Below are 22,011 nucleotides of genomic sequence, written 5' to 3' on the forward strand. Positions count from 1 at the left end.
CCCCCCCCCCCCCCCCCCCCCCCCCCACGCCCAACGGGAGGATGCCTTTTGCCAAAAAGGCAGAGGACGGGCGGGAGATGCTGCCTCCCTCGCGCAGGCAGGCAGGCGGGCAGGCAGGCTGCGGCGCAGGGCGGGTGGCCGCTTTCGGGCCCGCCGATGCCGCAGGACGTCCGGCGACGACACCGGTACCCCGCGCGCAGCCCGGCGTTTACCACTCTAAGCCCGGTATTGTTCCTCCACCGTGCGGGACAAGGCCGGCAGGCCGCCGCGCATGAGGCTTTGCAGGATTTACTCGCGGACCTCACACCGTCAGGACCTGAAAATTGCGAGCCATCAGCCAGACCTTTGCACCGCAGGCCAAGGAGTTGGCCTGCGGTGCCTTTTGCCGGGTGCGGGACCGGCTTAGCCTCAGGACGGGCCGATCGGCTCGCAGGTCACGTTGCGGGCGTTCAGGCGGCGGCAGGCGAGTTCCGCGCTTTCCTGGGTCATGCCGAGGAAATTCGCCTCGAATCCGCGGCGGGTCTTGGCCACCTTGCGCAATGAGCCGTCCAGCGTCTCCAGCTCCGACATGGCGGTGCGCAGGAGCACCTTCTCGGCCTGGTAGCGGCTGGTGTAGAGGCCGACATTGATGCCCCAGTAGCGCCCGCCCGAAGTGGAGAGCCGGGTCACCACCACCGGCTCCGGCTCGGCAGGCTTGCCGGCCAGCGCCAGCGAGGCCGGGCGCGCCAGCGGGCGCAGGCCGCTGAAGGGGGCGGCCGCAGCCGCGGCCGCCAACGCTGGCGCGGCCGCGGCTGCAGTGACAGTTGCGGCCGGCACCGCTTCGGCCAGGGCGGCACTGATGCTGCTGCGCAGAACCTCCCCCTTGGCCTGTGCGCCATCGGCGCTCACGCTCTGCACCGCTTCCAGGGGGGCGGCATCCTCGTCCGGCGTATCCGCATTGACCGCTGCCGTGTCCCCGGCGTCCGCCGCGGGCGTCTGCAGCGCCTCTTCCAGCGCCGCCACCACCAGCACCGGGCTTGCGCTGCTGCCGGGACGCCGCTTCGGGCGCAGGCTGGAGGCCACCTGGCCGTTCACCCGGACTGTTTTGCCGGCAACGCCATGGGTCTCGCCCGCCTCGGCCATCACCACGGCGCCGCTGCCCTGGTAGGCCGGGCGCTGCGGGCGGCGCAGTGCTGCGCGGGTGGGGGCGCGGCGGAAGCCGAGATCCAGCAGCTCCGCCACTTTGGCATTGCGCGAAGTGGTGGACTTGCCGCCAAAGACGGTGGCGATGATGCGCTCCTCGCCGCGCCGGGCCGAAGCCACGAGGTTGAAGCCCGCCGCCCTCGTGTAGCCGGTCTTGATGCCGTCGGCGCCGCGGTAGGCGGCCAGCAGCCGCCGGTTGGTGTTGGGCACATGGCGCACGCCGGCATCGGTGGAGCGGCGCGAAAACAGGTTGTAGTACTCGGGATAGTCGTAAAGCAGATGCCGCCCCAGCTTGGTCATGTCGCGCGCGGTCGACAGATGCCCGCTGGCGGTCAGCCCATGCGCGTTCTTGAAGGTGGTCCGGCTCATCCCCAGAGCCTTGGCGGTGCGGGTCATCCGGCGCGCAAAGGCGGCTTCGGAGCCCGACAGTGTTTCACCGATGGCCGTCGCGGCGTCATTGGCCGATTTCACCGCGGCGGCGCGAATCAGGTAGCGGAAGGCGATCCGCTGGCCCGGGCGCAGCCCTAGTTTCGAGGGCTGCTCGGCGGCGGCGTTGCGGCTGATCTTCACCTTGGTATCGAGCGTGATCTCGCCGTTGCGCACCGCCTCAAACGCGATGTAGAGCGTCATCATCTTGGTCAGCGAGGCCGGGTGCAGGCGGGCGTCGGCATTGCGCGAATGCAGCACCTCGTTGGTGCGGGCATCCACCACCATCGCCGCATAAGGGGCCGCGGCGGCCCGTTGCGGCTGGACCGCCAGCGCCAGAATCAGCAGCAGGAGCCCCGTTGCGGCCCAGAAGGACCGGCCCCGTGAAAAGGCCCGCAAACGGGTCCGGAAAGGGCTCCGGATATAGCTTTGGAAACGGGTCCGGTTGCACCGGTGTACTGCCGGCCAAACATGCCCGGCCTGCGCGATTTCTGCCATGTCTGCCTCATGCCGCCGGTTGTCCGGCTGACTTCTGCCTGTTCACAGAATCCTAACACATCCGCGAGGCGAAAATAAACCGTCCGATCCGGGGGTTCTGCACCGCAGCCCGGCAACACTGCCGGCATCTTGGGGGTGAGCGGTGCGGAGCCGCTAGATACGGCAAAACCTAAGAAAGTGTTAATGAAAAAAGACTGCTGGCGGGCTTCCGCGCAGCCCTTGGAAAGGCAGAATCCCCCAGCGCCGCAGCCGCCCCGCCCGGGCCGCCGGACCCGATCCGGCCAGATCCGAATCCGCCCGGACCTGCACCAGAGTCAGCCGATCCGCGCGACCAGAGCCGCCAGCCCGCCCAGATCGGCGATCTCGTGGTAGCGCGGGCTCTCCTCCGGTGCCTCGGCGTGTTCCACTTCCCAGATCAGCCCGTGCGGCACATAGGTGCCCCAGCCGCCGGCCTCCACCACCGGCACCACGTCCGAGCGCATGGAGTTGCCCACCATCATCGCCCGCTCCGCCCCGTCGCCGTGCCGGGCAAAGATGCGGGCATAGACCTCCGGCGTCTTTTCCGAGACGATCTCCACTCCGTCGAACAGCTCGCCCAGCCCCGATTGCGCCAGCTTACGCTCCTGGTCGAGGAGATCGCCCTTGGTGACCAGCACCACACGGTGGCTCTCTGCCACCGCTTCCACCGCTGCGCGCGCGTGCGGCAGCAGCTCGATCGGATAGGAGAGCATCATCTGCCCGGCCTCGATCAGCTCCTGGATCACCGCGCCCGGCACTTGACCTTCGGTCACTTCGATCGCGGTTTCGATCATCGACAGCGTGAACCCCTTCACCCCGTAGCCATAGCGGCCGAGGTTGCGCTTTTCGGCATCCAGCAGCCGCCGTTCCAGTTGCTCTGCGCCGGTCTGGGCGGGGGTGTGATCCATCAGCAATTCGGCAAAGCGGTCCTGCGTCACGCGGAAGAACCGTTCGTTGTGCCAGAGCGTATCGTCGGCATCGAAGCCGATTGTTGTCAATTTACGGGCCAATTCCGGGGTCTCAATCTCTTTTACTGCGGGACGGAGAGGCTATATAAGCGGGACAGGAATTTCCATCCAGGATTGGAACAATTTGCCCATGCCGCTGCCGCCCGAGATGATGTCGGACAATCCAGAGGATGATACCGAATTTGGTGTCATGACCAAGACCCGGCCGAAGACCAAACGTCCGCCGCGGTACAAGGTCCTCCTCCTGAATGACGATTACACGCCGATGGAATTTGTCGTCATGGTGCTGGAGCGTTTCTTCGGGATGACCCATGCGCAGGCCTTCGAGGTGATGCTGACGGTGCACAAGAAAGGCGTTGCAGTGGTGGGCGTCTTCAGCCACGAGGTGGCGGAGACCAAGGTCGGCCAGGTGATGGATTTTGCCCGCCGCCACCAGCACCCGCTGCAATGCACAATGGAAAAAGAAGACTAAAGGGGCCCCGCCATGTCCGTTCGCCTGCCACTGGCCATCGAGCTGGGCGGTTTTGCCGTGCCGGAGGACGGCCCCCTCGCGGTGTTCCACCCGCGTGCGGAGCATGACCTGTCGGTGCTGCCCAAGGCCCAAGTGCAGATCGTGCAGTCCTTCCGTCCCGATCACGACCATTTCGCCGCGCAAGGCTATGACTGCCGTCCGGACTGGGAGGAGGGCGCGCAGGCCGCGGCGGCGGTGGTGTTCCTGCCGCGCGCCAAGGCACGGGCGCGGATGCTGATCGCGCAGGCTGCCGCCGCCACGCAAGGGCCGGTGCTGATCGACGGCGCCAAGACCGAAGGCATCGATTCGGTGCTGAAGGACCTGCGCAAGCGCACAACGCCCTCTGCCCCCGTGTCCAAGGCGCACGGCAAGGTGTTGTGGATCGAGGGCGGCACGGACCTTTCGGACTGGCTGCCTGACGCGCCGCAGCAGGTGGAGGGCTTCACCACCGCGCCGGGCGTGTTCTCCGCCGACGGCATCGACCCGGCCTCGCGATTGCTGGCGGAGGCGCTGCCGCAGAAACTGGGCGCCACCGTGGTGGATCTGGGCGCTGGCTGGGGCTATCTCTCACACGCGGTGCTGGCACGCGACGGGGTCGAAACGCTGCATATGGTCGAGGCCGACGCCACCGCCCTGGCCTGTGCGAAGATCAACGTCACTGACTCCCGCGCCGCCTTCCACTGGGCCGACGCCCGCATGTGGCGCGCGCCGGGACCTGTCGCCACCGTCGTGATGAACCCGCCGTTCCACAGCGGCCGCGCGGCGGAACCGGGCCTTGGCCAGGCGTTCATCGCGGCCGCGGCGCAGATGCTGGCGCCCTCCGGCAGCCTGTGGATGGTGGCCAACCGGCACTTGCCCTACGAGGCCACGCTGGCCGCGAGCTTTGTCAAAGTGACGGAAACCGCGGGCGACAACCGCTTTAAGGTGCTGCACGCGGCAAAGCCCAAACGCCGCCGCGGCTGAGCCCGCGGCCCATCTGCGGTTTGTCAAACCGCAGGCGCCGGTCTAACGTGCCCGCTGAACAGCTCTGAGGGAGTGGCTTCCATGTCCTTTTCAATCTCCGGCAAGACCGCCATCGTGACCGGCGCCTCCAGCGGCATCGGCCTTGCGATCGGCAAGCAGTACGCCGCGGCCGGCGCCAACGTGATGTTTGCCGATACCCACGAAGACACGCTTGCGGGTGAATTGGGCGAGCAGGCCGACGAAAGCAACATCCGCTATTTCGCGGGCGACCTGCGCGAGCGGCTGACCATCGCCAACCTGCTGTCCGCCACCATCGACGCCTTCGACGGGGTCGACATCCTGGTGAACGGCGCCCGCCAGATGGTGCCGACCGACCCGCTGGACCCTGAGGACACATCGCTGGAGCAGCTCTTGACGCAGAGCCTCCTGCCCACCGTGCGCCTGTCGCAGCAAGTCGCGCGGCGGATGATCAAACAGGGCGAGGACAGTGAGGAAACCGGCCCGCGCGGCTGCATCATCAACCTCTCCTCCATTGCGGCCCGGCGCACCCACCCGGAGCTGATGGCCTATTCCGTCTCCACCGCGGCGCTCGACCAGGTCACCCGCTCGCTGTCGGTCGCGCTGGCGCCGCACCGCATCCGCGTGAACTCCATCGCCTTCGGCTCGGTGATGAGCGCCTCGATGCAATCGACGCTCAAGGACAACCGCAGCTACCGCCACGACATCGAAACCCACACGCCGCTGGGCCGCATCGCCTCGCCCAGCGAGCTGACCGAGACCGCGCAATACCTGGCCTCCGACGCCTCCGGCTTCATGACCGGCCAGGTGCTGACCCTGGACGGCGGCCGCACCCTGCTGGACCCGGTCGCGGCGGCCGTGCACTGACGAAAGACCCTTTCCATGACTGCCGAGATGCTTTCCGAGAAAACCCGCGCCGCCGCCTGGTTCCGCCAGCTGCGCGACGAAATCGCCGCCGCCTTCGAGGCGCTGGAGCAGAGCCATGGCGAAGGTCCTTTCGCCGAACTGGAGCCGGGCCGTTTTGAGGTGACCGAAACCCGCCGCAGCACGGACGACGGTTCGGACGCGGGCGGCGGGCTGATGAGCGTGATGCGCGGCGGGCGCGTGTTCGAGAAGGTCGGCGTCAACATCTCCGAGGTCTACGGCACGCTGGGCGCCCGCGCGCAAGGAGCGATGGCTGCGCGCAAGGGCATCCCCGGCATGGCGGAGGACCCGCGCTTCTGGGCGTCGGGCATCTCGCTGGTCGCCCATATGCGCAACCCGCATGTGCCGGCCGTGCACATGAACACCCGGATGTTCTGGACCCCGCATGCCTGGTGGTTCGGCGGCGGCTCGGACCTCAACCCCTGCATCGAATACGCCGAGGACACGGCGCATTTCCACGGCGTCCAGAAACAGCACCTGGACCCGCATGGGGCCCAGCTTTATCCCAAGCTGAAGGCCTGGGCGGATGAGTATTTCTTCATCCCCCACCGCGGCCGCGCCCGCGGGGTCGGCGGCATCTTCATGGACGACCGCAACAGCGGCGACTGGGAAGCGGATTTCGCCCTCACCCAGGACATCGGCCGCGCCTTCCTGCCGGCATATCTGCCGCTGGTGGAGAAACGCCGCCTGCAGCCCTTCAGCGACGCCGATAAGGACGCCCAGCTGGTGCATCGCGGGCTCTATGCGGAATACAACCTGGTATACGACCGCGGCACCAAGTTCGGGCTGGAAACCGGCCATGACGCCAACGCGGTGCTGATGAGCCTGCCGCCGCTCGCAAAGTGGGTCTGAGCGCCCCCGCCGCCAGCCCGCACTGATCCCGGTAACGCGCCGCAGCCTCCGCGGCGCGTTTTTCCTTGCCTGCAATTGATCCGCCCCCTTGCAGAAAAAGGGGAAGGCTTTCGTCACAACCTGCGCTACACTCATCTGCAACAAGCCCAAACGGCGAGCAGTATATTTTTTTGGTGAGGCAGGGGGCAATCTTATGCGCAGGCTGGTTCTAACTCTTTGTGCAACAGTGATGGCGGCTGGCTGCGCCCGGCAGCCGGACATAGCAGCATCGCCGCCGGGCACCGTCGGACGCGCCGCCCCGGCCGGGCTCGAGCGGCTCAGCACCTACCCTCGCTTCGGCGACAGCGACCCGCATGACTGGCAGGGCCGCACACCCTGGTCCTACCCGGTGCACGGTATCGACGTCTCCCGCTACCAGGGCGATGTCGACTGGCACCAGGTGCGCCGCGCCGGGGTCTCCTTTGCCTATATCAAAGCGACCGAGGGCGGCGACCACACCGACCCGCGTTTCAAGGATCACTGGCGCGGCGCCCGCCGCGCTGGCCTGCCGCGCGGTGCCTACCACTATTACTACTTCTGCCGCCCCGCGGCCCAACAGGCGCGCTGGTTCATCAAACACGTCCCGCGCGACGCCTCCGCTCTGCCGCCGGTTCTGGACATGGAATGGAACCACATGTCCCGCACCTGCACCGAACGCCCCTCAGGCGCCCATGTGCGGGCCGAGGCCAAGAAGTTTCTAGACATCCTTGAACGCCATTACGGCCGCCGCCCGGTGGTCTACACCACGGTTGATTTCTACCGTGACACCGGCATCGGCCGGCTGGGAGGCACCGAGTTCTGGCTGCGCTCGGTTGCGGGCCACCCGGGCGAGGTCTACCCCGGCAAGCCCTGGAACTTCTGGCAGTATTCCGGCACCGGCCGGGTGCCGGGCGTGGCGGGAGACGTCGACCTCAACACCTACCGCGGCAGCGCGGCAAGCTGGCTCGCCTGGTCGCGGCAGGGGGTGATGGTGGCAGAAAAGCGGTGAAAGAGGGGCTTTGCCCCCGCCGCCCTGAAGGGCGTCTCCCCCAGGATATTTTCAGGCAAGAGGAAGAACGGGCCGGATTCTTCCTCTTGCCCTAAATATCCCGGAGCGCGAGGCAGAGCCTCGCAAAAAGCCTGATCAGCCGCGCCAGTCGAAGAAGCCTTCGCCCGCGCGCTCCAAGAGCTTCACGGCCATCTCGCGGCCGAGCGCTGCACCGTCTTCCACCGGGCAGGTCTGGTCATCGCTCAGCGCTTCCGAGCCGTCCGGCCGCAGCACCTCGCCGCGCAGGCGCAGGGTGGTGCCGTCCAGCTCGGCGAGGCCTGCAATCGGCGTCTCGCACGAACCGTCGAGAGCGGCGAGGAAGGCGCGCTCTGCCGCCAGCCGCTGACCGGTCACGGCATCGTGGATCGCTTCGAGCAGGGCGGCGGCGGCGGTGTCGCTGTCCCGCCGCTCGATGCCGATGGCGCCCTGCGCCACGGCAGGCAGCATGTCCTCGGGTGCGATCGGGGTTCTGGGCACCTCCGCCATCGCCAGCCGGTTCAGCCCCGCCATCGCAAGGAAGGTGCCTTCCGCCACGCCCTCGGCCAGCTTCCTCAGCCGGGTCTGCACGTTGCCGCGGAACTCCACCACCTTGAGATCGGGGCGGCGATGCAGCAGCTGCGCCCGCCGCCGCAGCGAGGAGGTGCCAACCACCGCGCCCTCCGCCAGATCCGCAAGCGCGCCGCCCGCGGGGGAGATGAAGGCATCGCGCACGTCCTCGCGCGGGAGGTAAGTGCCGATCAGCAGGCCGCCGGGCTGCGCCACCGGCATGTCCTTCATCGAATGCACCGCAATGTCGATGCCGCCCGCCAGCAGCGCTTCCTCGATTTCCTTGGTGAACAGCCCCTTGCCGCCCAGCTCCTTCAGCGGCTTGTCGGCTGCAATCAGCGCCTGGTTGTCGCCGCTGGTCTTGATCACCACGATCTCGAAAGCCTCCTGCGGCAGCCCGTGGGCGGCGGCGAGGCGGTCGCGGGTTTCATGGGCCTGGGCCAGCGCCAGCGGCGATCCGCGGGTGCCGATCTTCAGGGGCGAAGCGGGGGAAGGCAGGGCGTGTGTCATGCGCCAATCCCTAGAGCATATTGCGCAAAAGAGGAAAGTGCTTTTGCGCCGCCAGACCCCCGCTATCGGGCTGTCGCGGCATTATGCCGTGCTGCGCGGGCCGCGGCCGCCCCTTGACAATCCTGCTCCCAGCCCTGACCTGAGGCAGACGCGACAAAGGGGATAGACATGGCCGGACAGAAGAAGCTGCTGCGTGCGTTGGCGGGAGAAGCGCAAGATGTGCCGCCGATCTGGATGATGCGCCAGGCGGGCCGCTACCTGCCGGAATACCGCGCGACCCGGGCCGAGGCCGGGGATTTCCTGTCGCTCTGCTACAACCCCGAGCTGGCGGCCGAAGTCACCCTGCAGCCGCTGCGCCGCTACGGCTTTGACGCCGCGATTCTGTTTGCTGACATCCTTCTGGTGCCGCAGGCGCTGGGGGCGGATCTGTGGTTCGTCACCGGCGAGGGCCCGCGGCTGTCCACCGTCACCTCTGAGGCTGATTTTGCCAAACTGGGCCCGGTCTCGGACATTCACGAGACGCTGAACCCGATCTACGAGACCGTGCGCCTCCTGTCGCGCGAACTGCCCGAAGACACCGCGCTCATCGGCTTTGCCGGCGCGCCCTGGACCGTGGCGACCTACATGATCGCGGGCCGCGGCACGCCTGACCAGGGCCCGGCCCATGCCCTTCGCGAGGAAAACACCGCCCTGTTCGAGGCGCTGCTTGCCCGCATCACCGAAGCCACCATCGAGTACCTCTCCAAGCAGATCGAAGCAGGCGCCGAAGTGGTGAAGATCTTCGACAGCTGGGCCGGCTCGCTGAAGGGCGAGGCGTTCCAGAAGTACGCGCTGGAGCCCTGCCGCCAGATCACCCAGGCGCTGAAGGCGCGCCACCCCGGCATCCCCGTCATCGGCTTCCCGCGCGAGGCGGGCGAGAAATACATGGGCTTTGCCAAGGCGACCGGGGTGGATTGCGTGGCGCTGGACAACTCCGTCGACCCCGAGTGGGCCGCCGCGCATGTGCAGGTGGACGGCTGCGTGCAGGGCAACCTGGCATCGCGCCACATGGTGACCGGCGGCCAGGACCTTGTGGACGACACCCGCCGCATCGTCGAGGCGTTCCGCAAGGGCCCGCATATCTTCAACCTCGGCCACGGCATCACCCCCGACGCCGACCCGGCGAACGTGCAGCTGATGATCGACACGGTGCGCGGTGGCTGAGGCCGCGAGCGGCCTCTTCCTGCGCGCCGCTGAGCCCGGAGACGGGGCGGCGCTTGCGGCGCTGTCGATCGAGGTCTGGCTTGGCACCTATCTGCGCCGGGGGGTGAGCAGCTTCTTCGCGGATTACGTGCTGGAGGCGTTCACCGCGGAGCGCTTCCGCCAGCTGATCGGGGAAGAGGGCGAGCGCCTCATCGTCTCGCAGAACGCCGAGGGCATCGACGGCTACATCCGCCTCACCAACGGATGCCGCCCGCCGGAAGGCCCCGGCTCGGCGGTGGAAATCGCCACACTCTACGTCCAGCCCCGCCACCACGGCCGCGGGGTGGGCCGCGCGCTGCTGGGGAGCGGCTTGCAGATCTGCGCGGACTGGGGCGCGGCCGCGCCGTGGCTGACGACCAATGCGGACAACCTGCCCGCCATCCGCTTCTATCAGAGCGAGGGGTTCGAGATCACGGGCCGCACGCATTTCCGGATCGGGGCGGAAGCCTATCCGAACGAAATCCTGGTCTACCGGCCTGCCGGGTAGTGCCGGCCGCGCCACGGCAGCTTGCCTTGGCCGGGGAATTGGGGCATCAGCGCTGCAACAGGCGCCGCGAATAGGAACTTAACGGTGGATTACGGTAAATCTGGAGCACCCAAAATGGGCAAGAACAAACCTCGTCACGCCGAACACAACGCCAAGGGGACAGACAAGAACCCCTTTGGCAAGCAGGACGACAAGAGCGCGCTCCTGGAGCGGATGAAGGCCGCAGCCGCAAAGGCCAAAGCCGAGAAGGCTGAGAAGAAAGACTGACCGCTGCTACGGGCGCAATCCGCTTCGAAGCGGATTGGCCGGCTGCCGCGGGCGGCGCTCAATCTTCCGGCAGGCCCAGCTCCGCGAGGATCTCCGCTCCATGCGCGCCCCGGGCGGGGCTTGCGGACGGGGTCCAGTCTGGCTGGCCTGTAAACCGCGGGGCAGGGGCGGCCTGCAGCGCGCCGTCCGCCTCCACCCAGGTGCCCCGGGCGTTCATTTCATGGGCCTGCGCCTCATCCGGGCTCAGCACCGGCGCCACGCAGGCATCCGAGCCCTGAAACAGCGCCGCCCAGTGATCGCGCGGGCGCGCGGCAAAGATCCCGGCGAGCCGCCCGGTCAGCACCGGCCACAGGCTCTTGTCGAACTGGCGCTGAAACTGGGCATCCTCCGCCAGCCCCATCCGGCCCAGGAATTCGGCATAGAACTTCGGCTCCAGGCACTGCACTGCGATGTGGCCGCCATCGGCGCAGGCATAGGCGCGGCTCCAGTGCGGCCCGTCGAGCAGGCTCTGGCCGCGTTCCGTGGCAAAATGGCCGGCCTGCCGGATGCTCATCAACAGGTTCATCAAATGCGCCGATCCGTCATGGATCGCCGCATCCACCACCGTGCCCTCGCCGCTGGCCCTGGCGCGCAAGAGCCCCGCCAGCATCCCCGCCACCAGATACATCGCACCGCCGCCGATATCGCCCACCAGCGTTGCGGGGGTCAGCGGCACGTCACCCGGCGCCGAGGCATACCAAAGCGCGCCCGACAGCGCGATGTAGTTAAGGTCATGCCCGGCCCGCTCGGCGAGCGGACTGTCCTGGCCCCAGCCGGTCATCCGGCCGTAGACCAGTGCGGGGTTCACTGCATGGCAGGCCTCGGGGCCGATCCCCAGCCGCTCCATCACGCCGGGGCGGAAGCCCTCGATCAGCCCGTCGGCGCGCGCCGCGAGTTTCAGGAAAACTTCAATATCGCCCGCATCTTTCAGGTCCAGTTCGATCGAGCGCTTACCGCGGTCCAGGAGTGAGCGCTCCGGCATCCCCGGCGTCACCGCGCCGCCCTTGCGGTGCACGCAGATCACCTCGGCGCCCAGATCGGCCAGCGTCATCGCGGCAAAGGGCGCAGGCCCCAGCCCCTCGACCTCCAGAATACGGATCCCTTCCAGCATGCGCGGCCTCCCTTCCGTGCAAGATGTGCGGCCAGCCGGCCGGCCAGGAGCGAGTGTTCCGGCCTCAGCCCGCCTGTGCAAGCTGCTGGCGGAACTTCCGTGGCGGCATTCCGGTGCCGCGGGCAAAGACCCGGCTGAAATGGGCCGGATCGGAGAACCCCAGCTCATAGGCGGTCTGCGCCGCGGTCAGGTTGGTGTAGATCAGCAGGCGCCGCGCCTCGCGCAGCACCCGCGCGGCGATGAGCTGCGAGGCCGGCTGCCCGGTGGCCTGATGCGCAATCCGGTTCAGATGCGTGGGAGAGACCGCGAGTTCGCGGGCATAGGCGGCAAGCGGACGGCGGCTGCGGAAATCGCGTTCCACCAGCGCCTCGAAGCGGGCAAACAGCGGGTTGGAGCGGCCGTGCGGGCTCACCTCCTGCGCCGCGGCAATGGCCCGTGCCGCCTGCGCCAGCAGCGCCGTGGCCAGCGCCCGCAACGCCTGCGTCCGGCCGAAGCCCGCGCCGCCGTATTCGCCAAACAGCAGCCTGGCCAGCGCCCGCATCTCCCGTGGCAATGGCAGCACGCGGGCCAGTTCCAGGGGCACGCGCACGCCTTCGCCCGCCGCAAGGCTTTGGTCCAGAAGCTCGCAGGGCAGCGTGAAAACCCACCCCGCCGTGCCACTGCCAAAACGGAAGCCATGCACCACCCCATGCGGCACGTTGACGAAGCAAGGTGGCGCCAGGGGATGGCTGTTTCCGTCAAGTTCCGCCACTCCGCCGCCGCCGGTCAGCACCAGGAGCTGGTGCAGCCGCGCGTGCCGGTGCGGCTTCAGCTCCCAGTCATGCAGCTGGGAGCGCGCCCTTATGGTCTCTGCATGCAGCACATCGGCCAATTCGGCGGTTTCGCCAAACAGGTTGTAGCTGTCGATGCGGGCCGGGGCGCTCATGTGCGAAATCTACAAGAACTTGCGCGCTTGGTCCATTCGCAAAGATGCAGGCACGGCGCATAATTCCCCCGCCACAAGACGCGGAGCGCCACATGCCAACCCATCGGACACAGGTCGTGATCATCGGCGGCGGGCCCTCCGGTCTGCTGCTGTCGCAGCTTCTGCACCGCAAGGGCATTGATACTATCGTTTTGGAAAAGCGCAGCCGCGCCTATGTGCTCGGCCGCATCCGCGCAGGGGTGCTGGAACACGGCTTCGTGGGGCTGATGCGCGAGGCGGGCTGCGGCGCCCGCATGGACGCCGAGGGCGAGGTGCACGACGGATTCTTGATCGCGCATCAGGGCCGTATGGACCGCATCGACCTTGCCGCCCGCGCGGACGGCCAGACGGTGATGGTCTACGGCCAGACCGAGGTGACCCGCGACCTCTACGCCGCCCGCGACGCGATGGGCGGCAAAGTGGTGCATGGGGCCGCCGGTGTGAAGCTCCACGCGCTCACCAGCAAACGCCCCTACGTCACCTGGCAGCAGGACGGCGAGGAGCACCGCGCGGACTGCGACTTCGTCGCCGGCACCGACGGCTTCCATGGCGTGAGCCGCAAGTCCATCCCCTCGGACGTGCTGACCGAGTACGAGAAGGTCTACCCCTTCGGCTGGCTCGGCGTGCTGTCGGAGACCCCGCCGGTATCGGAGGAGCTGATCTACGCCCGCCACGAGCGCGGCTTTGCGCTCTGCTCGCTGCGCAGCCGGGTGCTCAGCCGCTATTACATCCAGGTGCCCGCCACGGACCGCGCCGAAAGCTGGTCTGATGATGCCTTCTGGGCCGAGTTGAAACGCCGCCTGCCGCAGGAGGCAGCCGCGCGTCTGCAAACCGGCCCCTCGATCGAGAAATCCATCGCTCCCCTGCGCAGCTTCGTGGCCGAGCCGATGCGCTACGGCAACCTGTTCCTCGCGGGCGACGCCGCCCATATCGTGCCGCCGACCGGCGCCAAGGGGCTGAATTCGGCGGCCTCCGACATCCACTATCTTTATCACGGCTTTCTCGACCACTACCGGAAGGGCGACAGCAGCGGACTGGAGCGCTACTCGCAAAAGGCGCTTGCCCGGGTCTGGAAGGCCGAACGCTTCAGCTGGTGGATGACCAACCTGCTGCACCGGTTCCCGAGTCAGAGCGAGACCGATCTGCGGCTGCAGCGCGCTGACCTCGACTACCTGTTTTCCTCGGACGCGGCGCAGGCCTCACTGGCGGAAAACTATGTGGGCCTGCCGTATTAGGCGCAGGGCGACGCTGCGTGACGGGATCTGACGCGGCGTCACGCCGCTTCCGGCGGGACCGCCCGCATGGTTTCCTCCACGTCAGATGAGGGAGGAAACCATGTCCACGGTGCTTTATGAAAAAGACGGGCGGATCGGGCGGATCACGCTGAACCGGCCCGAGGTGATGAACGCGATCGACGACGCGCTGCCAGGCGATCTGGCCGCGGCGGTGGCAGTGGCGGATGCCGACCCGGAGGTGCATGTGATGGTGCTGTCGGGCGCAGGCAAAGGCTTCTGCGCCGGCTATGACCTCACCTATTACGCCGAGGGCAACGGCAGCGGCGCCGCCACCCAACCCATGCCCTGGGATCCGATCCAGGACTACCGCTTCATGTGGGAGAACACCCAGGCCTTCATGTCGCTCTGGCGCGCGGCGAAGCCGGTGATCTGCAAGGTGCATGGCTTCGCGGTGGCAGGCGGCTCGGACATCGCGCTCTGCGCCGACCTCACCATCATGGCCGAGGATGCTGAAATCGGGTACATGCCGGCGAGGGTCTGGGGCTGTCCGACCACCGCTATGTGGGTCTACCGTCTGGGCGCGGAGCGGGCCAAGCGGATGCTCTTCACCGGAGACCGCATCACCGGGAAAGAGGCCGCGGAGATGGGGCTGGTTCTGAAGGCGGTTCCCGCGGCCGAACTCGACGGCACGGTGGAAACCCTGGCCGCCCGCATGGCCACGGTCCCGGTCAACCAGCTGGCAATGCAAAAAATGGTGATCAACCAGGCGATCGAACAGACCGGCCTGATGCAGACCCAGCGCCTGGCGACGATCTTCGACGGCATCACCCGGCACTCCCCCGAAGGCATCAACTTTAAGGTGCGCGCCGAACAGGCGGGCTGGAAGCAGGCAGTGCGGGACCGCGACACGGGCACCTTCGACTGGACCGCCAACGAGGAAATCCCCGGCCGCTGACCCGCCGCCCGGGACTTGAGGGGCCAGCCCCTCTTGGCCTGGCGGCCAATTCACCCCGGGGTACTTCAAGCCAGAAAGTGGCGCAGGAAAGTGGCGCGGGGGAAGGTTGGGCAAACCGGCCGGGCCACTTTCTGACCGTAAATACCCCCGCCGGAGGCCACTGCGCACAAGCGCAGTTCAAGCGGCTTGGCAGAACCGCGCCGGGGGGCTAGGTCTGGGGCAGAAGCGAACACAGCGCCAGGGAGGTCCCGCCATGCAGATGAGTGACCAGAAAGACATCGCCGCCGATCCCGCAACCGTCTATGCAGCGCTGCTGGACCCGGAAGTGCTGCAAGCCTGCGTGCCGGGCGCGCAATCCGTCAATGGCACGCCGGAGGAGGGCTTTGAGGCCACAGTCACCCAGAAAGTCGGCCCGGTCAAAGCCACCTTCAAGGGGCAGGTCACTCTCTCGGACAGGGTGGAAAACGAAAAGCTGACCATCAGCGGCGAAGGCAAGGGCGGCGCGGCCGGCTTTGCCAAGGGCGGTGCGGTGGTGACGCTCACCCCGTCGGAGGCCGGCACGCTCCTGTCTTATGACGTCGAGGCCAAGGTCGGCGGCAAGCTGGCGCAGCTGGGCAGCCGCATCATTGACGGGTTTGCCAAGAAGATGGCGGATCAGTTCTTTGCCAACCTGCAGGCTCATCTGGCGCCGGCAGCAGCAGGCGAAGCGCCCGCTGCGGAAGCGGAAGGCGCCGAGGCCGGCGCAGGCGGAAAGAAAGGCTGGTTCGGCAAGGTGACCGGCCGCGGCTGATACCCTTCGGCAGTCCGGGGCAAGACGGGCCGCAGCTGCCCACCGGCGCCCTGCACCGGCGCACAGCCCTTCTGCGCGGCCTTACCCCTGTGCGGGCTGGCGCAGCTGCGCGCAAGCCCCTAGTTTGGCGGCAAAGCAATTCACATCGGAGGCAGCATGGCGGCGATCCTTTCCATCCGGGACCTGCGCAAGGTCTATGAGGGCGGTTTCGAGGCGCTGAAAGGCGTCTCGCTCGACATCGAGGATGGCGAGATCCTGGCCCTGCTCGGCCCCAACGGCGCAGGCAAGACCACGCTGATCTCCACCATCTGCGGCATCACCACTGCCACTTCGGGCAGCATCACTGTCGGCGGCCATGACAACGTGCGCGACTTCCGCGCTGCCCGCAGCCTGATCGGCCTGGTGCCGCAGGAGATCACGCTGGAACCCTTTGCCAAGGTGCTGGACACAGTGAGTTTCTCGCGCGGGCTGTTCGGCAGGCCGGCCGATCCCGCCCGGATCGGGGATATCCTGCGCAAGCTGTCGCTCTGGGAGAAGCGCGATGCCAAGATCATGGAGCTTTCGGGCGGCATGAAGCGCCGGGTGCTGATCGCCAAGGCGCTGGCGCATGAGCCGCGCATCCTGTTCCTCGACGAGCCCACCGCGGGCGTTGACGTGGAGCTGCGCAAGGACATGTGGCAGATCGTCGAGGAACTGAAGGCGAGCGGTGTCACCATCATCCTCACCACCCATTACATCGAGGAAGCCGAGGCCATCGCCGAGCGCATCGGCGTGATCAACGGCGGCGAACTGCTGCTGGTGGAGCAGAAGGACCAGCTGATGGCGCGCATGGGCCAGAAGGAGCTCGAAGTGCAGCTGAGCGAGCCGATTTCCGCGATCCCGGAGACGCTCGCGCCGCACAAGCTGCAACTGATCAACGGCGGCGATGCGCTGCTTTACACCTATGACACCCGCGCCGAGCGCACCGGCATCACCACGCTCCTGAACGACGTGGCAGGCGCCGGGCTGGTCTTGGCCGACGTGCAGACGCGGCAATCCAGCCTCGAGGACATCTTTGTCGGGCTGGTGTCCGGAAATTCGGAACCGGCGAACGCAGCCAAGGGAGACGCCGCATGAACTGGACCGCGGTTGCCACCATCTACAAGGCGGAGATGGCGCGTTTCTGGCGCACCTTCCTGCAGAGTTTCATCTCGCCGGTGCTCTCCACCTCGCTCTACTTCGTGGTCTTCGGCAGCGCCATCGGCAGCCGCATCCAGGAAGTCGAGGGCGTGGAATACGGCGCCTTCATCGTGCCCGGGCTGGTGATGCTCTCGGTGATCACACAGGCGATCTCCAACGCCTCCTTCGGCATCTATTTCCCGAAGTTCATCGGCAATATCTACGAGATCCTCTCCGCCCCGATCAATTTCCTCGAAGTGGTGGCGGGCTTTGCCGGCGCGGCTGCGACCAAGGCGCTGTTCATCGGGGTGGTGATCCTCTGCACCGCGGCGCTGTTTGTCGACCTGCCGGTGCAGCACCCGTTTGCGATGGTGGCGTTCCTGCTGCTGACCTGCATCAGTTTTTCGCTGATGGGCTTCATCATCGGCATCTGGGCGGGCAACTTCGAGCAGCTGCAGCTGGTGCCGCTCCTGGTGGTGACGCCCTTGGTTTTCCTGGGCGGGGCGTTTTACTCCGTGGCCATGCTGCCGCCTGTGTGGCAGGTGATTTCCCTGTTTAATCCTGTGGTTTACCTGGTTTCGGGCTTCCGCTGGTCGTTCTTCGGCCAGTCCGACGTGCCGGTGCTGCTGAGCCTCGGCGCCATTGGCGGCTTCACCCTCGCCTGCGTTGCAGTGATCTGGTGGATCTTCCGCACCGGCTGGCGCATCCGCGCCTGAGGCGGGGCAGGGGGCGCTCAAAAGCGGGGGGCTCCCGCTCGGCTGCGGACATCCGAAGGATGTCCCTCACCCGTTGGGCCGGGCACGCTGGGCGTGCCGGGGAAAGGGTGTGGGGCGGAGGCCGCGGGAGGACCGGGCCGCCGCCGGTTGGAGCGGGAATTCCGGGAGTGCCTTGCGCCGCCGGTCCGGCCCTGCGGAGCTTGTGGCTTTCCCGGGGCGAAAGTGGCTGTGCGTGGTGCCGCGAGAGTTGATACGCAGGATGCGAATGGCTATCAAGTTTCAGCCGGAACGATCAGCTGTAACGCGAATTTATGAAACCTGCCAAAGTCTTATAGCATTTTTCGTCTCGTGGCGGAGACTGCCAGAACTGGGCAACTGTGGAAGGTTGTGATTTTGAACAAGAAAATGTTTCTGATTCTGTTTGCATTGTCCTCAGGATGCGGGGGCATTCCCCCGGTCGACACTAATACAATCAGCGTCTCGCCGGCTGGCTCTGTTGCATTCGCGGAAGCAAAGAGGGCGGTCCGTGCCTGTACTGCACTACCAGACGACTCCGAATTGTTTGATAGGTTTGAGGCATTGGGATACTGGTCCCGTCCCGAAACCAACACCGCCTCTCCTGAAACGGAGGACACTTCGAGAACCGGCAAGGGCGGAGGCCTGCATTACGTCCTCGGGCCGAGGGTATCACACGACACCGGTGAGGTGATCGTGCAGGCTGGCGCCGGAAACTGCTACGTCGGCTTGCGCGGGATGACCCCAGCGCAAAGCTACGAGCTGGCTCAAATTCTGGTCACCGCATTTGACGCAACCACGAACGCGGAAAACGGGGAGGGCTTGTCCGACCACGTCGTGCAAGCCTGGCAGGTCCGGGACAAGGGGCGTCCCAAGGTCTTGATCGCCGCGCTTAAGACATGGCCGTGGGGCCGCGGCGAATGGCCGGGTGAACCGGGTGCAGCGGTGACACTGGCGACGAACTGACAGGCCTGCGACCAAGCTCAAGCCGACGCTTCGAAGCTGAAGCCGGAACGCCTCGCGGCAGCTGCCGTTTCTGTCGCACCCATACCCTACGGGACGCCGCGGGCGATCGGTCGCCCCGGGCCAAGCTGCATGTGTTGCTTCGGAAAAGAGCCGGAAGCACTAATCCCCTGGCGCCCGCACTACGCCGCACTATCCGCATCACGCCCGCCGCGCGCAAGCGCGGCGCCCGGCCCAACGGGAAGCGGCCGCAGGGCGGCCGGCTGACGGGCGGGAGCACATAGTGCGGGGCAGGGGACGCCGGTCCTGCGCATCAGACGGCGTTGCAATTATGCCTGCGGGCCTCCGGATTTTACCTTTCTCCGCAATTGTTCCGGGGCACATCTTGTTTCATCCGATACGGCCCTCTACATCGGCGCCATGAGATTTCACCTGCCTTTCCTGAAAAGACGGCCCAGCGTGGCCGTGGTGCGCCTGGCCGGCGCCATCGGCATGCCCGGCCGCGGCTCTCTCAACGACGCCGCCCTGGCACCGGTGCTGGAACGCGCCTTCCGCAAGGGCAAACCCGTTGCCGTCGCTCTGGAGATCAACTCCCCCGGCGGCTCGCCGGTGCAGAGCGCGCTGATCGGCGCCCGCATCCGCCGCCTGGCGGACGAGCTGGACATGCCGGTCTACGCCTTTGCCGAGGACGTGGCAGCCTCGGGCGGCTACTGGCTGGCGGCGGCGGCGGATGAGATCTGGGCCGACGCCAACTCGGTGATCGGCTCGGTGGGGGTGATCTCCTCGGGTTTCGGCGCCCATGTGTTTCTGGCCCGCCAGGGCGTCGAGCGCCGCGTCTATACGGCGGGCGACAGCAAATCCATGCTCGACCCGTTCCGCCCGGAAAACCCCGAGGACGTGCAGCGGCTCAAGGGCATCCTGAATGGCATCCACGCCAATTTCATCGCCCATGTCACCGAGCGCCGCGGCGGCAGGCTGAAGTCCGGCGAGGATCTGTTCTCCGGTGACATCTGGCTCGGTGCGCGCGCCCAGGAGCTTGGCCTGATCGACGGTATCGGCCATCTCGTTCCCAAGATGCAGGAACGCTTCGGCAAGAAGGTCCGCCTGCGCCGCTACGGCGTGAAAAGACCGCTGCTGGGCCGTCTCGGCCTGCGCATGGCTCAGGACGTTCTGGCCGGGATCGAGGAGCGCGCCGGTTTCGCGCGTTTCGGTCTCTAGTGCTGTTCAAGATCGTCACGGTTTTCCTCGCAGTGATGGCAGTGCTGGCGATGTTCGGGAAGCTGCGGCTGCCCGGCCGGAAAACCCTTCGCTCCGTGCGCTGCCCGTCCTGCGGGCGGTTCAAGATCGGAAAAGGCCCCTGCGCCTGCAAGAAAGGAGGGCGGGGCAAATGATGCCTTGGCTGTATTCGGCTCTTGGTCTCTTGATCCTGCTGCTGGCGGGCGATGCGCTGGTGCGCGGCGCGGTGAACCTCAGCCTGCGGCTGGGGGTGCCTGCGCTGATCGTGAGCCTCACCATCGTCGCCTTCGGCACCTCGGCGCCGGAACTCCTGATCGCGATCAGCGCGGTGCGCGACAATGCCGACGGCATCGCGATGGGCAATGTGGTCGGCTCCAACATCGCCAACGTGCTCCTGGTGCTCGGCATCCCGGCGCTGCTGCGGGCACTGCACACCAGTGAATGCAGCACCCGCAAGAACTACACCTTCATGCTGGCCGCCTCGGCCCTGTTCATAGGCCTGGCCTTTGGCGGCACGTTCACCGCGTGGTCCGGCCTGATCCTGCTGGCAGCACTGTCGGCTGTGCTGTACATCGCCTTCCGCGAGGCCCGCGCCCACCGCCGCAACGGCATTGCCAACTGCAATGCCAACGGCGGCGCCGCGGTGGCTGAAGGCGGCGGCGATTTCGCCGAAGACCTTGAGGAGATCGAGGAAGCCGACCCCGACATGCCCTATTGGCGCATCCTGCTGTTTCTGGCCCTGGGCCTGATCGGCCTGCCGCTGGGCGCTGATCTGCTGGTCGACAACGCCTCGGTGATCGCGCGCCTCTATGGGGTCAGCGAAACAGTGATCGGCCTGACTTTGGTGGCGGTTGGCACCTCGCTGCCCGAGCTTGCCACCACCGTGATGGCGGCGCTGCGGCGGCAGGCGGATGTGGCGCTTGGCAATGTGATCGGCTCCAATATGTTCAATCTGCTGGCCATCATCGGCATCGCGTCCTTCGTGGGGCCGATCTCGGTCGACCCGGGTTTCCTAAGCTTCGACCTCTGGGTGATGCTGGCGTCTTCACTCCTGCTGGTGCCCTTCGTCTTTCTCAAGCAGGACATCACCCGCGCCTGGGGCATCGCGCTCTGCGCTCTTTACCTGATCTACATGGTGGCCCTGTTCTAACTCTTTCGTCTGCAACAGCCTGAGAGGAGTTTGTGATGCGCGCATTGGTGACCGGAGCAGGGCGGCGGCTGGGTCGCGCCATGGCTTTGCGGCTCGCGGCCGAGGGCCATGACGTGGCAGTGCATTACCACAGTTCCGAAGCCGAGGCGGAAGAGACCGCGCAGATGATCCGCCAGCAGGGCCGCCGCGCCGTGGCGCTGCGGGCCGATCTGGCGGATGAGGACGCAACGCAGGCGCTGCTGCCGCGCGCCGCCGCCGCGCTGGAGGGGCCGGTCACCTGCCTCGTCAACAACGCCTCGGTGTTCGAGCGCGACACGCTCGGCAGCGCCACCCGCGAAAGCTGGGATGCGCATTTCAGCTCCAACCTGCGCGCGCCCTTCCTGCTGTTGCAGGCGATGGCAGCCCAATGCGATGCGCCGCCGCTCACCCCCGCCGGGGAGGTCCCTGGCGGCGAAAGCCGCGCCGAGCCGCGCGCCTGGGGGCTTGCGGTCAACATGGTGGACCAGCGGGTGCTGAAGCTGACCCCGGATTTCATGAGCTATACGCTGGCGAAATCCGCGCTCTGGACCCTGACCCGCACCGCCGCCCAGGCGCTGGCGCCGCGCATCCGCGTCAACGCGATCGGCCCGGGGCCGACCCTGCCGGGCGCCCGGCAGAGCGCCGGGCAATTTGCCCGCCAGCGCGCCAGCACCATCCTGGAGCGCGGCGCCGACCCCGGCGACATCACCGCGGCGCTGGCCTATCTGCTGGCAGCACCCGCTGTCACCGGCCAGATGATCTGCGTCGACGGCGGCCAGCACCTGGCCTGGCAGACCCCGGACGTCTGCGGGTTGGAGTGACCTGCCGGGGGCTGCCGGGGGCTGCCTGCGGCGTCCCTTCAAAGACCCTGCGCGGCGCCTTGTGGCGGCCCCGCAACAGAGTGGCGCGCCTCCCCGATTCCCTCCCCGACCGCCCGCAAAACCGGCAGCCTGTCAACGTGCCTGCGAAAGTTTTGCACCGGCCGGTGTGTCCTTGCGGAAACGTTACAAAAATCTAAACGGATTCAGAAGCTTGTCAGAACGATAAAATATTTTGTTCAAAATCAATAACTTGCAATGACGCCTAAAAAATAGGCAACCGTCGCAAACTGGCCGGAAATAAGGAAAAACCGCGGATAGCCCAAAGTTATCTCCGGGGTTATCCACAGGTTCCGTGGACTTTC

At 66.9% G+C, this 22,011-nt stretch carries 22 protein-coding genes; 17 read left to right on the forward strand and 5 right to left on the reverse strand.

What is annotated here, in order from left to right; all coding sequences use genetic code 11:
- Positions 1–408 precede the first annotated feature (408 nt).
- Positions 409–2,007 (reverse strand): D-alanyl-D-alanine carboxypeptidase family protein, encoded by a 1,599-nt coding sequence (locus ACOHX0_RS10315; RefSeq protein WP_420676594.1) that lies wholly within the window; start codon positions 2,005–2,007, stop codon positions 409–411.
- Positions 2,008–2,420: 413 nt separating this feature from the next.
- Positions 2,421–3,134 (reverse strand): HAD family hydrolase, encoded by a 714-nt coding sequence (locus ACOHX0_RS10320; RefSeq protein WP_420676595.1) that lies wholly within the window; start codon positions 3,132–3,134, stop codon positions 2,421–2,423.
- 88 nt (positions 3,135–3,222) lie between these two features.
- Here ACOHX0_RS10320 and clpS point away from each other — a divergent pair, with 88 nt between their 5' ends.
- From clpS to ACOHX0_RS10345, 5 genes are all read left to right on the forward strand, one after another.
- Positions 3,223–3,564, forward strand: a complete 342-nt coding sequence (clpS, locus tag ACOHX0_RS10325; protein WP_420676596.1) for an ATP-dependent Clp protease adapter ClpS — start codon at positions 3,223–3,225, stop codon at positions 3,562–3,564.
- A 12-nt stretch (positions 3,565–3,576) separates the two neighbouring features.
- Positions 3,577–4,566: a class I SAM-dependent methyltransferase gene (locus tag ACOHX0_RS10330; protein ID WP_420676597.1), complete on the forward strand. Its 990-nt coding sequence runs from the start codon at positions 3,577–3,579 to the stop codon at positions 4,564–4,566.
- Positions 4,567–4,647: 81 nt separating this feature from the next.
- Positions 4,648–5,451 (forward strand): SDR family NAD(P)-dependent oxidoreductase, encoded by an 804-nt coding sequence (locus ACOHX0_RS10335; RefSeq protein WP_420676598.1) that lies wholly within the window; start codon positions 4,648–4,650, stop codon positions 5,449–5,451.
- Positions 5,452–5,466: 15 nt separating this feature from the next.
- Positions 5,467–6,360, forward strand: a complete 894-nt coding sequence (hemF, locus tag ACOHX0_RS10340; RefSeq protein WP_420676599.1) for an oxygen-dependent coproporphyrinogen oxidase — start codon at positions 5,467–5,469, stop codon at positions 6,358–6,360.
- 193 nt (positions 6,361–6,553) lie between these two features.
- On the forward strand, positions 6,554–7,387 hold the full coding sequence (locus tag ACOHX0_RS10345) for a glycoside hydrolase family 25 protein (RefSeq protein ID WP_420676600.1): 834 nt from the start codon (positions 6,554–6,556) through the stop codon (positions 7,385–7,387).
- 135 nt (positions 7,388–7,522) lie between these two features.
- On the opposite strand, the gene hemC is transcribed toward ACOHX0_RS10345, so the two are convergent.
- A complete protein-coding gene (gene hemC / locus ACOHX0_RS10350) occupies positions 7,523–8,482 on the reverse strand; it encodes a hydroxymethylbilane synthase (RefSeq protein ID WP_420676601.1) in 960 nt (319 codons plus the stop codon).
- A 168-nt stretch (positions 8,483–8,650) separates the two neighbouring features.
- Here hemC and hemE point away from each other — a divergent pair, with 168 nt between their 5' ends.
- From hemE to ACOHX0_RS10365, 3 genes are all read left to right on the forward strand, one after another.
- Positions 8,651–9,685, forward strand: a complete 1,035-nt coding sequence (hemE, locus tag ACOHX0_RS10355) for a uroporphyrinogen decarboxylase (RefSeq protein ID WP_420676602.1) — start codon at positions 8,651–8,653, stop codon at positions 9,683–9,685.
- Entirely contained in the window at positions 9,678–10,211 is a 534-nt protein-coding gene (locus ACOHX0_RS10360; RefSeq protein ID WP_420676603.1) for a GNAT family N-acetyltransferase, read from the forward strand. The genes hemE and ACOHX0_RS10360 overlap by 8 nt, the downstream gene beginning before the upstream one ends.
- A gap of 84 nt (positions 10,212–10,295) precedes the next feature.
- Positions 10,296–10,478 carry a hypothetical protein gene (locus ACOHX0_RS10365; protein ID WP_420676604.1) on the forward strand — a complete coding sequence of 61 codons (183 nt, stop codon included), beginning with the start codon at positions 10,296–10,298 and terminating at the stop codon, positions 10,476–10,478.
- A gap of 58 nt (positions 10,479–10,536) precedes the next feature.
- On the opposite strand, the gene ACOHX0_RS10370 is transcribed toward ACOHX0_RS10365, so the two are convergent.
- Positions 10,537–11,628 carry a CaiB/BaiF CoA transferase family protein gene (locus tag ACOHX0_RS10370; protein ID WP_420676605.1) on the reverse strand — a complete coding sequence of 364 codons (1,092 nt, stop codon included), beginning with the start codon at positions 11,626–11,628 and terminating at the stop codon, positions 10,537–10,539.
- Positions 11,629–11,692: 64 nt separating this feature from the next.
- A complete protein-coding gene (locus tag ACOHX0_RS10375; RefSeq protein ID WP_420676606.1) occupies positions 11,693–12,553 on the reverse strand; it encodes a helix-turn-helix domain-containing protein in 861 nt (286 codons plus the stop codon).
- A gap of 92 nt (positions 12,554–12,645) precedes the next feature.
- Here ACOHX0_RS10375 and pobA point away from each other — a divergent pair, with 92 nt between their 5' ends.
- From pobA to ACOHX0_RS10420, 9 genes are all read left to right on the forward strand, one after another.
- Positions 12,646–13,827, forward strand: coding sequence for a 4-hydroxybenzoate 3-monooxygenase (gene pobA / locus ACOHX0_RS10380; protein ID WP_420676607.1), 1,182 nt, complete (start codon positions 12,646–12,648; stop codon positions 13,825–13,827).
- 85 nt (positions 13,828–13,912) lie between these two features.
- On the forward strand, positions 13,913–14,782 hold the full coding sequence (locus tag ACOHX0_RS10385) for a crotonase/enoyl-CoA hydratase family protein (protein ID WP_420676608.1): 870 nt from the start codon (positions 13,913–13,915) through the stop codon (positions 14,780–14,782).
- A gap of 253 nt (positions 14,783–15,035) precedes the next feature.
- Positions 15,036–15,572: an SRPBCC family protein gene (locus tag ACOHX0_RS10390; RefSeq protein WP_420676609.1), complete on the forward strand. Its 537-nt coding sequence runs from the start codon at positions 15,036–15,038 to the stop codon at positions 15,570–15,572.
- Positions 15,573–15,728: 156 nt separating this feature from the next.
- A complete protein-coding gene (locus tag ACOHX0_RS10395; RefSeq protein WP_420676610.1) occupies positions 15,729–16,688 on the forward strand; it encodes an ABC transporter ATP-binding protein in 960 nt (319 codons plus the stop codon).
- On the forward strand, positions 16,685–17,446 hold the full coding sequence (locus ACOHX0_RS10400; RefSeq protein WP_420676611.1) for an ABC transporter permease: 762 nt from the start codon (positions 16,685–16,687) through the stop codon (positions 17,444–17,446). The genes ACOHX0_RS10395 and ACOHX0_RS10400 overlap by 4 nt, the downstream gene beginning before the upstream one ends.
- Positions 17,447–17,839: 393 nt before the next feature.
- Positions 17,840–18,427: a hypothetical protein gene (locus ACOHX0_RS10405; protein WP_420676612.1), complete on the forward strand. Its 588-nt coding sequence runs from the start codon at positions 17,840–17,842 to the stop codon at positions 18,425–18,427.
- A gap of 417 nt (positions 18,428–18,844) precedes the next feature.
- Entirely contained in the window at positions 18,845–19,642 is a 798-nt protein-coding gene (locus ACOHX0_RS10410) for a S49 family peptidase (protein WP_420676613.1), read from the forward strand.
- A 169-nt stretch (positions 19,643–19,811) separates the two neighbouring features.
- Positions 19,812–20,810, forward strand: coding sequence for a calcium/sodium antiporter (locus ACOHX0_RS10415; protein ID WP_420676614.1), 999 nt, complete (start codon positions 19,812–19,814; stop codon positions 20,808–20,810).
- 35 nt (positions 20,811–20,845) lie between these two features.
- Positions 20,846–21,649 (forward strand): SDR family oxidoreductase, encoded by an 804-nt coding sequence (locus ACOHX0_RS10420; protein ID WP_420676615.1) that lies wholly within the window; start codon positions 20,846–20,848, stop codon positions 21,647–21,649.
- The last annotated feature ends 362 nt before the right edge of the window (positions 21,650–22,011 follow it).

Source organism: Cribrihabitans pelagius, assembly GCF_048820915.1.
Classification (GTDB): domain Bacteria; phylum Pseudomonadota; class Alphaproteobacteria; order Rhodobacterales; family Rhodobacteraceae; genus Cribrihabitans_A; species Cribrihabitans_A pelagius.